Origin of the sequence: Vibrio brasiliensis LMG 20546 (assembly GCF_000189255.1) — a bacterium.
Classification (GTDB): domain Bacteria; phylum Pseudomonadota; class Gammaproteobacteria; order Enterobacterales; family Vibrionaceae; genus Vibrio; species Vibrio brasiliensis.
Genome location: NZ_AEVS01000063.1, coordinates 24,709 through 36,652, shown reverse-complemented (window position 1 = coordinate 36,652; position 11,944 = coordinate 24,709). Strand labels below are relative to the sequence as shown.

At 45.9% G+C, this 11,944-nt stretch carries 13 protein-coding genes; 10 read left to right on the top strand and 3 right to left on the bottom strand.

What is annotated here, in order from left to right; all coding sequences use genetic code 11:
- Positions 1–36 precede the first annotated feature (36 nt).
- Entirely contained in the window at positions 37–816 is a 780-nt protein-coding gene (locus tag RH46_RS10725; RefSeq protein ID WP_006879461.1) for a class I SAM-dependent methyltransferase, read from the top strand.
- Positions 817–916: 100 nt separating this feature from the next.
- Complete coding sequence (locus RH46_RS10720) at positions 917–1,486, top strand: hypothetical protein (RefSeq protein WP_006879460.1); 570 nt, start codon at positions 917–919, stop codon at positions 1,484–1,486.
- A 61-nt stretch (positions 1,487–1,547) separates the two neighbouring features.
- Here RH46_RS10720 and RH46_RS10715 read toward each other — a convergent pair whose 3' ends face one another.
- Both RH46_RS10715 and uspA read right to left on the bottom strand, forming a co-directional pair.
- Positions 1,548–2,423: a carboxylate/amino acid/amine transporter gene (locus tag RH46_RS10715; protein WP_006879459.1), complete on the bottom strand. Its 876-nt coding sequence runs from the start codon at positions 2,421–2,423 to the stop codon at positions 1,548–1,550.
- Between the two features lie 56 nt (positions 2,424–2,479).
- Complete coding sequence (gene uspA, locus RH46_RS10710; RefSeq protein ID WP_006879458.1) at positions 2,480–2,905, bottom strand: universal stress protein UspA; 426 nt, start codon at positions 2,903–2,905, stop codon at positions 2,480–2,482.
- Between the two features lie 156 nt (positions 2,906–3,061).
- On the opposite strand from uspA, the gene ftnA reads away from it, so the two are divergent.
- From ftnA to RH46_RS10690, 4 genes are all read left to right on the top strand, one after another.
- Positions 3,062–3,589 (top strand): non-heme ferritin, encoded by a 528-nt coding sequence (gene ftnA / locus RH46_RS10705; protein ID WP_004409725.1) that lies wholly within the window; start codon positions 3,062–3,064, stop codon positions 3,587–3,589.
- 69 nt (positions 3,590–3,658) lie between these two features.
- Positions 3,659–3,982, top strand: a complete 324-nt coding sequence (gene uspB, locus RH46_RS10700; RefSeq protein WP_006879457.1) for a universal stress protein UspB — start codon at positions 3,659–3,661, stop codon at positions 3,980–3,982.
- Between the two features lie 106 nt (positions 3,983–4,088).
- Positions 4,089–5,282 carry a BaiN/RdsA family NAD(P)/FAD-dependent oxidoreductase gene (locus RH46_RS10695; protein ID WP_006879456.1) on the top strand — a complete coding sequence of 398 codons (1,194 nt, stop codon included), beginning with the start codon at positions 4,089–4,091 and terminating at the stop codon, positions 5,280–5,282.
- Between the two features lie 89 nt (positions 5,283–5,371).
- Entirely contained in the window at positions 5,372–6,196 is an 825-nt protein-coding gene (locus tag RH46_RS10690; protein ID WP_006879455.1) for an HDOD domain-containing protein, read from the top strand.
- Between the two features lie 33 nt (positions 6,197–6,229).
- On the opposite strand, the gene RH46_RS10685 is transcribed toward RH46_RS10690, so the two are convergent.
- Positions 6,230–7,135: a DMT family transporter gene (locus RH46_RS10685; RefSeq protein WP_006879454.1), complete on the bottom strand. Its 906-nt coding sequence runs from the start codon at positions 7,133–7,135 to the stop codon at positions 6,230–6,232.
- Positions 7,136–7,301: 166 nt separating this feature from the next.
- Here RH46_RS10685 and rmuC point away from each other — a divergent pair, with 166 nt between their 5' ends.
- From rmuC to ubiB, 4 genes are read left to right on the top strand one after another with little or no spacing between them, the layout of a single operon-like run.
- Positions 7,302–8,852: a DNA recombination protein RmuC gene (rmuC, locus tag RH46_RS10680; protein WP_006879453.1), complete on the top strand. Its 1,551-nt coding sequence runs from the start codon at positions 7,302–7,304 to the stop codon at positions 8,850–8,852.
- 56 nt (positions 8,853–8,908) lie between these two features.
- Positions 8,909–9,691 carry a bifunctional demethylmenaquinone methyltransferase/2-methoxy-6-polyprenyl-1,4-benzoquinol methylase UbiE gene (gene ubiE, locus RH46_RS10675; RefSeq protein WP_006879452.1) on the top strand — a complete coding sequence of 261 codons (783 nt, stop codon included), beginning with the start codon at positions 8,909–8,911 and terminating at the stop codon, positions 9,689–9,691.
- A gap of 11 nt (positions 9,692–9,702) precedes the next feature.
- The gene (locus tag RH46_RS10670; RefSeq protein WP_006879451.1) at positions 9,703–10,308 is read left to right on the top strand and encodes a ubiquinone biosynthesis accessory factor UbiJ; all 606 of its coding nucleotides are present in this window, start codon (positions 9,703–9,705) and stop codon (positions 10,306–10,308) included.
- On the top strand, positions 10,305–11,939 hold the full coding sequence (ubiB, locus tag RH46_RS10665; protein WP_006879450.1) for a ubiquinone biosynthesis regulatory protein kinase UbiB: 1,635 nt from the start codon (positions 10,305–10,307) through the stop codon (positions 11,937–11,939). The genes RH46_RS10670 and ubiB overlap by 4 nt, the downstream gene beginning before the upstream one ends.
- The last annotated feature ends 5 nt before the right edge of the window (positions 11,940–11,944 follow it).

Here is an 11,944-nt window from a genome sequence, read left to right as displayed (position 1 = left end):
GCGCACTCTTAACGTAACAAGACTTTGGAGCACTTCGTGCAACTACAACTTCAATGTGAAGATCAGACGCAAACAGACCGATTTGAACAGATTACACAACGCTGGGGCTTAACCCACAGCGAAGAGAGTCCGTTTGCCTTAGTTTTGACTGACCAAAGACTTGAGTTACGTAAGCTCGATGAGCCAAAGTTAGGTGCAATATTTGTCGATTTAGCTGGTGGCGCGGTAGCTCACCGCCGCAAATTTGGTGGTGGTAAAGGGCAGGCCATCGCCAAAGCGGCCGGGTTAAATAAAGGTAGTACACCAACCATCCTCGATGGTACTGCGGGTCTGGGGCGTGATGCATTTGTTCTGGCGTCACTGGGCTGTAAGGTTCAAATGGTGGAGCGTCACCCTGTGGTTGCTGCACTACTTGATGATGGTCTGGAGCGAGCTAAGCAAGATGCTGAGATTGGGGATTGGGTTAGTGAACGAATGTCGTTACTGCACGCGTCCAGTCACGACGCACTCGATCAGTTGGCAAATGATAAAGAGTTTGTTCAACCTGACGTGGTTTACCTCGATCCAATGTATCCACATCCGGAGAATAAGAAAAAGAGCGCGCTAGTCAAAAAAGAGATGCGTGTCTTTCAGTCTCTTGTCGGGGCAGATTTGGATGCAGACAGTTTGTTAGAACCCGCTTTAGCCCTTGCCGCTAAAAGGGTTGTGGTTAAGCGCCCTGATTATGCGAACTGGCTTGATGACAAGAAACCAACCATGGCTATTGAGACCAAAAAAAATCGCTTTGATGTTTATGTTAATGCATCAATGACTTAGCGAACGCTGTATCAATTCTGCGACTTTTGCTCTTGCTAATTGCTAACCAAGCAGGTATATCTTACTAAGAACTATTCGTATTCTTAGCTGGAGTTGTAGCGTGGCTAAAAGTCTTTGTAAGATGAACCGCAAGCAAATTGCTGATAATTTGGGTGAAATTCACCGTTTGGTGAGTGATGCCAAATACATTTGTCGTTCATGTGCCCGCTCGTCGTCAGCGAAAGATTCGCTATGTAAGCCTGCGGCCATTCCTCCTAAAGCCTGTCAAAATCAGCCTATTGAACAGCAGAAGAGTTGTGCCTTGCTCGCTGAGGCACTGCCTAAGCAAGCACAAACAGAATCCTCCATACAGAAAGCGCAAGCAGTACGAAGAGTTGTTGAACGAGTTAAGCAGAAAGCGGCTCGCCCGCAACCCTTAATCGAGGCTCAGCAAACTGAGGCTGCGTTACCTGACGTAGGTGAGCTATCAGATAAGAAAGCAATAAAAAGCGCTAAGAAAGCCCTTAAGAAGTACTACAAGCAGCAAAAGAAACTGCTTAAACTGGCTAAAAAGCAGCACAAGTTGGCAAAACGTCAGCACAAACTCGAAGCACAGCTACCGACTCAGATAGCGATTGCTACTGCCACGTCAGAACTGACTGATACACGTAGCGGAAACAATATTCATTAATGCACAACAAAAAAACGCTCTCCAATCGGAGAGCGTTTTTTATTAATCAGCATAGTTAAACCTAGGATTGAGTACTCTGCTGTACCTTGCGCTTGACCCAGGTTTCATTGACCCACAACGAAAGCAGAATGATCGCTCCACCAATGCTAAGTTGAGCAATATCGACGTCACGGTTCCAAATGACGATATTGACGATCAGCCCTGCAGGCACCAAGGCGTTATTCATAATCGCTAGCGCTCCTGCATTCACCATGGTTGCGCCTTTGTTCCATGCAAAGTAACCAAGACCCGAGGCAATCAGTCCAAGATAAATCAAAACGCCCCACTGAGTGCTGGTGGTTGGCATCTTATCGATATTACCCATTAGTGCGAAGGCAACTGTCGCAACACACAAAGCGCCAAGGTAGAAGTAGCCGAAAATGGTATGTTGAGGAAGCTCGACCTGATACTTCTCCATCAGGTACTTATAACCGACCTGACCGATAGCAAAACAGACATTTGCCCCTTGCACCACTAAGAAGCCGACAACGAAGTTCTCGTTGATACCTGCGAACTTAATAAATGCTGCACCCGCAACTGCGATTGCTGCGGTCACCAAATACCAAGGCGAGAAGCGACGTTTCAGCAGATCATAAATGATGGTGACGTAGATAGGTGTGAATACGGTGAATAGCAGTACTTCAGGAACGGAAAGTAGCAAGAAAGATTGGTAGTAGAAGCAGTACATCAAACCGAGCTGGAAGCCGCCAATAACCATCAGGCGTGCAATCAGGCCTTTATCGACCCCTTTGAAACGCAAAAATGGCAGGAATACTAAGCTTGCCAATGCAACTCGCATTAACACCGAAAACCAAGAATCGACCTGACCGGCAAGATAAACGCCGATCAGGCTAAAAGAGAATGCCCACAATAAAGTGACAGCGGATAAATACCCCATAATTAAGACTCATTATCAAAAACTATCGGGCAGTTTATACCAATATTGGCTATCAATCAGTCTTTTAGTGGTACTACCAACATATCAACAGGCGAGCAGTTAATTAGCTGACGCGTTGAAGAGAGTAGCTTACTCCAGAAATCCTGATGATGGCCACAGACAACCAAATCAATATTGAACTCATTGATGGTGTCACATAGCTCGTTGCTTAGATCACCACTGCCAACCAGGGTATGTTTGATTGGGTAATTTGCGTGGTCCGCCAGTTCTTGTAGCTGTCGTTGAGATGCTTCGATAGCTTGATGCTGAGTCTCAGCCAAGTTGATATCAATTAACCCGGTATAGAGCTCTGCGTAGTTCACATCGATATGAATGAATGAAACCACAGCGTCGAGTGGTTTTGCCAAAGATACGGCTTTCTCGACCAAAACTTTACTGTCTTCAGAGAGGTCAATGGCAACCAAAATGTGTTGATAACTCATAGTGCTATCTCCTGTTAAGGGAACTGATTAAAGATTAGCACCTCGTATTAATAAATTTTGCAGGGGTGATCTCAGATCCACATTTGCTATGCAAAGTGTTAAGGTGATGAACATGATATAGTCAATTTAACTTCATAGACTTAGTAGGAGTGGTACATGCTTTCTCAAGCAATGGTTGAACAATTGAATGAGCAAATTAATCTCGAATTTTTCTCATCCAATCTATACTTACAAATGAGTGCTTGGTGTGAAGACAAAGGATTCGAAGGCGCAGCTGAATTTTTACGTGCTCACGCCGTAGAAGAAATGGAGCACATGCAACGTCTTTTCACTTATGTGAGCGAGACAGGTGCAATGCCAATTTTAGGCGCTATCGAAGCACCTAAGCACGAGTTCAATAGCCTGGGAGATGTATTCCGCGAAACATTCGAGCACGAGCAAATGATTACTGAAAAAATCAATAAGCTGGCTCATGTTGCGTTTACATCACAAGACTATTCAACGTTCAACTTCTTACAGTGGTACGTGGCAGAGCAGCACGAGGAAGAGAAGTTATTTAAAGGGATCTTAGATAAGTTAGATCTTGTTGGTGAAGACGGTAAAGCACTGTTCTTTATTGATAAAGATTTAGCAGCTTTGGCAAAAGAAGGTTCATCTTCAATTATGGATGCCCCTGCTGAGTAATCAGCGAAAGACTATCTAAATTTGATCGTCTTTTTCTCTGGGCACTTAAGAAGATGTAGGGAGGAAAAGATGATCAACGCTGACACAATTCTATTTGCGTTATTGATGGTAACGGTAGTGAATATGGTTCGCTATCTCACTGCGCTGCGCTCACTCATTTACATCATGCGAGAAGCCCATCCTTTGCTTTATCAGCAAGTCGATGGCGGTGGTTTCTTTACTACACATGGTAATGTCACTAAGCAAGTTCGCTTATTCCACTACCTTAAGAGTAAAGAGTATCATCATCACCATGATGAAGTGTTTACTGGCAAGTGTGACCGCGTCAGAGAGCTGTTTATCCTGTCGACCTCTTTACTTGCTGTAACACTATTGGCGGCGATGATTCTCTGAGTGTTGAATTGGCATTCAATGTAAATACCGCTAGAATAACCGTTCAAATTGCTAAGGATGTGCACTACGCACATCCTTTTTTATTGGTTTTAATGAGTAGTTATTCATGACGGAAAAGTTTGACGTTGTCATTATCGGAGCAGGTGCTGCTGGGCTAATGTGTGCGGCGGAAGCTGGAAAACGCGGCCGTAAGACCTTAGTGCTCGACCACGCTAAAAAGCCTGGCCGAAAAATCCTGATTGCTGGTGGTGGTCGCTGTAATTTCACAAACTATGATGTGACGGCGAATAACTACTTATGTCAAAACCCACACTTTGTTAAGTCTGCGCTATCTCAGTACACCAACTGGGACTTCATCTCCATGGTCAGCAAGCATGGTATTGAATTTGAAGAACGCGACCATGGTCAGCTATTTTGCGTCGGTGACTACGACTCAAAAGACATCGTAAAAATGATGCTTGCAGAGTGCGACTACCCAAGTGTCAGTCAGCGCTATCAGCAAGATATTCACCATATCGAACAAACTGAGACGGGTTTCACTCTGCATGCCAACACCAGCGTGATTGAGTGCCAGTCCCTCGTCGTTGCGACAGGCGGCTTGTCGATGCCTAAACTTGGAGCCACGCCTTTTGGCTACAAGATAGCTGAGCAGTTTGGTTTAGAGGTTATCTCAACCACAGCGGGTCTCGTACCGTTTACTCTGCACAAAGAAGATAAAGAAGCATTTGCTGAGCTATCCGGAATCGCTATTCCTGCCGAGATCACCGCTCAGGATGGCACTGTATTTAAAGAAGCTTTGTTGTTTACTCATCGCGGATTATCAGGCCCTTCTGTATTGCAGATCTCTTCATTCTGGAAGGCCGGTGAAAAGGTGACGATTAACCTGGTTCCTGAAGCTGATATTGATGAGTTGCTCCAACGTTCACTTGAGAAGCACCCGAATCAGACACTCAAGAATACGCTGGCGAAGGTGTTACCTAAGCGATTGGTCGAAGTATTAATTGATCGGAAAGTGCTACAGGATAAGCCCCTTAAACAATTTAACGCCAAGCAACTTGGTGAGATCACTCATACTCTGGAAAACTGGCAAATCATGCCGAATGGAACTGAAGGCTACCGAACCGCAGAAGTAACGCTGGGTGGTGTTGATACTAAACATCTATCTTCTAAAACGATGGAATGCAAGCAAATCAAAGGCTTGTACTTTATTGGTGAAGTAATGGATGTCACTGGTTGGCTAGGCGGCTACAACTTCCAGTGGTGCTGGAGCTCTGGTTTTGTTGCAGGGCAGTGGGTGTAATTTTCGTGAACTAAAAACGATTCGAGTTCATTCTTTGGTACTACACTTACTCTATAAAAAAAGTGAAGGGTAGCGAAGGAGTGAACTCTATGAGCCAAGAAGCACTGATCTCTCGAATTAACGAATTACCACGAATTGAAAGTGTTTTGCAGGAATTGCTGGAGATGGTCAACCGTGACTCTATCGACTTTAGCGAGCTTGCACACAAAATGGCGATGGATCAGGTACTTCTGGCTCGAGTGCTGAGGATGGCAAACTCAGCCCAATTTGGTGGCGTTAAAGGTACCTCAAATATTAATGATGCCATCGTGCGTATTGGTATCGGGGCTATTCGTAATTTAATCTCTTCCTCCATTCTCGCCTCAAGTTTTCCCAAAATAGAAACCTTAAATATCAAAGACTACTGGGCTGGCACTTTTGAAGTTGCCACCATAGCCAGTACGATAGCCAAAGACATTAAACTCGACCCTAACGAAGCCTTTACCACTGGCATACTACACAATATTGGCGAGTTGATGATTCATACCTTAGAGCCTGAAAAAGCTGTAGCGATAAGCCATCGTGTCGCTAATGGCGAAAATGCGGTTGTGGTACAAAGAGAAGTGTTAGGTGTCGATGCTCAGCAGCTTGGGGCGGTTTTAGCGGAGAGCTGGAAATTCCCCAATGAGTTGGTAGATGCGATTGCTAATGTTAACCACCCGGCTAAAGCCGTGGAATCGAAGCGATTAGCTTGCCTGATGTACCTTGCTCGTGATGCTCATCAGCGCTGGGATGCGATGTTTGAAGAGCAAGAAAAACAAAACTATCTGGCAAACAGTAAAGCTGCCCAGGCATTACACGTATCGCCAGAACTGGCGTCTAAAATCGATAAGGTTCGTGGTAATGGCAGCGAGCTCGCCTATCAACTTTTCTAGAAACGAATAGACGAGCCTAATGTAGCAGAGTTGTTACACCGCTTGTTTGTTAAGATCTTTTTTGCCGAATCTGATCTGTTGGATCACCAGGCCTGCGATGATCAGCACTAACCCAACCAGAGTTGCTGGATGAATCTGTTCGCCGATGATACTTGCTAACAGCATCAGTGAGATAAACGGTGAAGCAAAGATAAGGTTACTGATACGTGCCGTGTTTTGCGTGAGTTTTAGTGCACTTAACCACAGTACGAAAGTGACGCCCATTTCAAACAAGCCTACGTAAGTCACTGCAAGCCACCCCTGGCCAGAGATCTGGTCAAAAGACAGCCCTTCATAAATGGTTAACCCTATCGCACACGGAATGGCGACAAGAAAGCCTAATAGTACGCCGACAATAGGGTCCGCTTTGTTTTTTGTATTTAGAATCCAGTAGCTTGCCCATAGCAAAGTGGAAAGCAGCGCTAAACCAACCCCAAGTGGGCTATCGAAATTCAAGCCAAGTACGTCGCCCTTAGTGGCAATGACAATCACACCCAGATAGCTGAACGTACAGGCGAGCCAATCCTGTTTACGAATCTTCTGCCCCAAAAATACAGCAGCCATTAAGGTTAGGGTGATCGCCCAACTGTAGTTGATCGCCTGTGCCTGTGATGCGGGAAGCAAGTCGTAGGCTTTAAACAAAATTATGTAGTACGCCAGTGGGTTAATCAGGCCAAGCAGTAAGTAATACCAAGGGTTAAATAAAAATGTACTCGGTAGCAATTTGAGTTTGCCCTGAACCGCGCAAATGGTGATTAGCGCGATAGCAGAAACAATGCTGGCAACGGTAAGCATTTGAATCGGAGAAAATTCTGCCAGAGTGAGTTTGAAAGCGGTGGCTACCGTCGACCAGAGTAGTACAGCCGATAAACCTAATCCTAAAGCACGACGCTCGTTCATGATGTTCCTTAATAAAACCAATAGCTTGCTTTGCATCCGCTATCAGTGTGGTACAGGGTACGGAGCGCCTAGTCTAGCTGTTCGATATCTAGCCGACAAACTGGACATTTATCCAGTGGTAAAATACCATTAAAACTATCGAATATTTATGAGTTAAATCGTTATTATGCAATGGATTCTTGAGCATCAAGGTGTGTTGGTGAGTGGTATTGTTAGCGCAGTTGCCAGCGGCGTAGCTGTCGGCTGGTGGGTTAAACAGAAAATGCGCTTTGATCATCAACTGCTTGAACAACAGCTCGAATCGAACCAGCAGTTAGCCGCAAATCAGATTGCTCAATTAGAGAAAGAGTTAGCAGAAGCACAGCAAGACCTTGATGAGCTTGACGGGGAGCGAGATAAAGCGGCTCACGAGCTCAAGCAATCTCACGGTAAATTGATGGCGGTGCTAGAGAAGCTACGTTACTTTGAAGCGGTTAAACAAGAACGCCAACAATATGCAGATGACCTGAACAGCGTTCGCGAACAGAAGTCTCAGCTTGAAGCTCAATTACGCGAGCAGGAAGCGCGTCACGAGCAACAAACCAAGTCCAGTCAGGAAAAACTCCAGTTACTTGAACAGGCCGAAGAGCGCCTCAAGCAGCAGTTTGAATACCTTGCCAACCAGTTATTTGACGCCAAAACAGCCAAAGTCGATCAGCAAAACCGTCAGAGCCTTGATGGGTTACTCTCCCCGTTAAGGGAGCAACTTGAAGGCTTTAAGAAGCAGGTCAGTGATAGCTTCAATCAGGAAGCGAAAGAGCGTCACACCTTAGTCCATGAGCTGAAAAATCTGCAACGTCTCAATGAGCAGATGAGTAAAGAGGCGCTGAACCTCACTCAGGCACTAAAAGGGGACAATAAGCAGCAGGGCAACTGGGGGGAAGTGGTACTTGCTCGCGTGCTTGCTGAGTCGGGATTACGTGAAGGCCACGAGTATCAAACTCAGGTGAGCCTGCAGAATGAGGCAGGCAAGCGCTATCAGCCGGATGTGATTGTTCACTTACCTCAGGATAAGCAAGTCGTGGTTGATTCTAAGATGGCGTTGGTTGCTTACGAACGTTACTTCAATGCGGAAACCAATCATGAAAAGGATCGAGCGCTAAGTGATCACTTACTAGCACTTCGGGCGCATATTAAAGGATTGTCGCAAAAAGATTACCACCAACTGAAAGGCATCCACAGCCTCGACTACGTATTGATGTTTATTCCTGTCGAACCGGCGTTTCAGGTCGCGATTCAGGCTGATCCGAGTTTAGTAAAAGATGCTATGGAGCAAAACATTATTCTGGTTAGCCCAACAACTTTGCTGGTGGCGTTGCGAACTATTGATAATCTGTGGCGCAATGAGCGACAGAATCAGAACGCTCAGGTAATTGCAGAGCGGGCAAGTAAGCTGTACGACAAGCTGCGTCTGTTTGTTGATGATATGGAGAGTTTGGGTGGCGCTCTTGACCGGGCAAACCAGAACTATCAAGGCGCAATGAACAAACTTGCGACTGGCCGTGGCAACGTGATCCGTCAGGCGGAAAGCTTTAAACAGCTCGGGGTTGAGGTGAAAAAATCCATTTCAAATGACTTAGCCCAGCTCGCACATCACGATCATTTCACAGAAAATGCAAGCTTGAATAAAAATGACTCTTTCGCCGAAAGACATCCGGATGAGGATAAAGTAAACTAATCGCCCGCAGTGCTTAGGTCGTATTAATTCAATGCACTGTACGAAGAGGAATCACAATGACGGATACAAGCGTGCAATCGAATACAGCTTTAGAAACAAATGAAACCACGCATTTTGGTTTCACAACCGTAGCGAAAGAAGAGAAAGTCGCTAAAGTTGCTGAGGTTTTCCACTCAGTGGCAGCCAAGTACGACATTATGAACGATCTGATGTCGGGTGGTATTCATCGCCTATGGAAACGCTTTACTATCGACTGCAGTGGTGTTCGTCCTGGTCAGCGCGTATTGGACTTAGGTGGTGGTACAGGTGACCTGACCGCTAAGTTCTCTCGTATCGTTGGTGATAAAGGTCATGTTGTTCTGGCTGACATTAACAACTCAATGTTAAATGTCGGTCGTGACAAATTGCGTGATAACGGCATTGTTGGCAACGTTCATTACGTGCAGGCTAATGCGGAAGAGCTACCATTCCCTGATGACTACTTTGACGCAATTACTATCAGCTTCTGTCTGCGTAACGTCACGGATAAAGATAAAGCGCTGCGTTCAATGTACCGTGTGCTAAAGCCGGGCGGTCGTCTGTTAGTGCTTGAGTTCTCTAAACCGGTTCTTGAGCCTCTGTCGAAGATCTATGATAGTTACTCATTCCACCTATTGCCGAAAATGGGTGAGTTGGTTGCGAATGATGCGGAAAGCTACCGTTATCTGGCTGAGTCGATTCGTATGCACCCTAATCAAGAAACACTTAAGGGCATGATGGACGAAGCTGGCTTTGAGCAGACCAAATACTACAACCTGACAGGTGGTATTGTCGCACTGCACCGTGGTTACAAATTCTAAGGTTACTCGCTATGCCATTTGAACCACTAGTAACGGCAGTGATCGAAACATCGCTCAATACTCTTATTAAGGACGACCCTGAACTGGGTCGTCGTCTTGCTCGTCTGAAAGGTCAGGTTATTCAGGTTCATCTTAAAGAGCTGAACAAAACGCTGACCTTTATCTTTAGTCAGCAGATTGACGTGTTGGCCAATTACGAAGGCCAGCCTGACTGCTATTTGTCTCTTAATCTCTCTGTGCTCCCTGAACTACGTGAACAGTCCAATATCACTCGCTTAATCAAGCAAGATAAATTGGTTCTGGAAGGTGATATTCAGTTGGCGCAGAAATTCTCGCAGCTAATGACTGACTGCAAGCCAGACATTGAAGAGTGGCTGTCGAAAGTGACCGGTGATGTGGTTGCACACACTGTTGTCCGAGGCGCTGCTAATGTAGGCCAATTGATTAAGTCACAAGCGACCAAGCATCAGAACCACATTGCTCAAGTTTTGACTGAAGAGTGGAAAATTGCACCAGCGCCCCTTGAAGTCGCTCACTTCTGTGATCAGGTTGACGAGGTGAAAAGCCAGGCTGCGCGTGTTGAAGCGAAACTTAATCAGTTACTGGAGCGTGCATGACCCTGACTGAGCTGCGTCGCTTATACCGAATTATTCGAGTCCAGTTAGAATACGGGCTGGATGAGTTACTGCCAGAGCATCAATTGACCAAAGCACCTCTGCTAGCGCGTAAGAGCCTGTTTTGGATAAAGAACAAACACCCTGATAAGCCACTTGGCGATAGGCTACGTCTCGCTTTGCAAGAGCTTGGGCCGGTATGGATTAAGTTTGGTCAGATGATGTCGACCCGTCGTGACCTGTTTCCTCCTCAAATTGCCGATCCATTAGCTTTACTTCAGGATCAGGTTTCTCCATTTGATGGTCAGCTAGCCAAGGAGCAGATTGAGCAGGCATTAGGTGGCTCGCTTGAAACCTGGTTTGATGATTTTGATATCAAACCGCTTGCTTCTGCGTCTATTGCTCAGGTGCATACCGCCAGGTTGAAATCAACTAACCAAGAAGTGGTATTAAAGGTTATCAGGCCAGATATTCGCCCGGTCATTGATGCAGATCTAAAACTGATGTACCGCATGGCGCGTATAGTCGCCAAAGCGCTTCCTGAAGCACGTCGTTTAAAACCGGTCGAAGTTGTTCGTGAGTACGAGAAAACCTTGCTCGATGAACTGGATCTCAGACGCGAAGCAGCCAACGCTATTCAGTTGCGACGCAACTTCGAAGGCAGTGAAGAATTATACGTCCCTGAAGTTATTACCGACTTCAGTAATGAAACTGTAATGGTTTCTGAGCGAATATACGGCATCCAGGTATCGGACATCGAAGGCTTAAAGGCCAACGGCACTAACATGAAGCTTCTTGCTGAACGTGGTGTTAGCGTGTTCTTTACTCAGGTATTCCGAGATAGTTTCTTCCATGCAGACATGCACCCGGGCAACGTTTTTGTTGAACCACAGCATCCTGAAAATCCTCGCTGGATTGGTCTGGATTGCGGCATCGTTGGTACACTTAATAGTGAAGATAAGCGTTACCTTGCGGAAAACTTTTTGGCCTTCTTCAACCGTGACTACCGCCGTGTAGCGGAGTTACATGTTGAGTCTGGTTGGGTTCCACGTGAAACCAACGTCGATGAGTTTGAGTTTGCTATCCGTATTGTTTGTGAACCAATTTTCGCCAAACCATTGTGCGAAATTTCGTTTGGTCACGTGCTATTGAACCTGTTCAACACTGCACGTCGCTTCAATATGGAAGTTCAGCCTCAGTTAGTGTTGCTGCAGAAAACCTTGCTTTATGTCGAAGGTCTGGGTCGCCAGTTGTATCCGCAACTGGACTTGTGGGAAACCGCTAAACCATTCCTTGAAGAGTGGATGATGAATCAGGTTGGTCCTCAGGCTGTAATCAATGCGGTTAAAGACAGAGCGCCATTCTGGGCAGAGAAACTGCCAGAGTTACCTGAGCTGCTCTATGACAGCTTGCGTCAGGGTAAGATGATGAATCAGCGCATGGATCAGCTATATCAGGGGTATCGTTCCAGCAAGCGTCAGCAAGCGACAGGAAAATTTTTATTTGGTGTTGGTGCCACATTAGTCGTATGCTCGGCAATATTGGTCAACAGCACATATGAGCAACTTTCAATGGTGAGTGCCCTAGGTGGTGTCACATTTTGGTTGCTTAGTTGGCGAGCTTATCGTCAATAGACGTT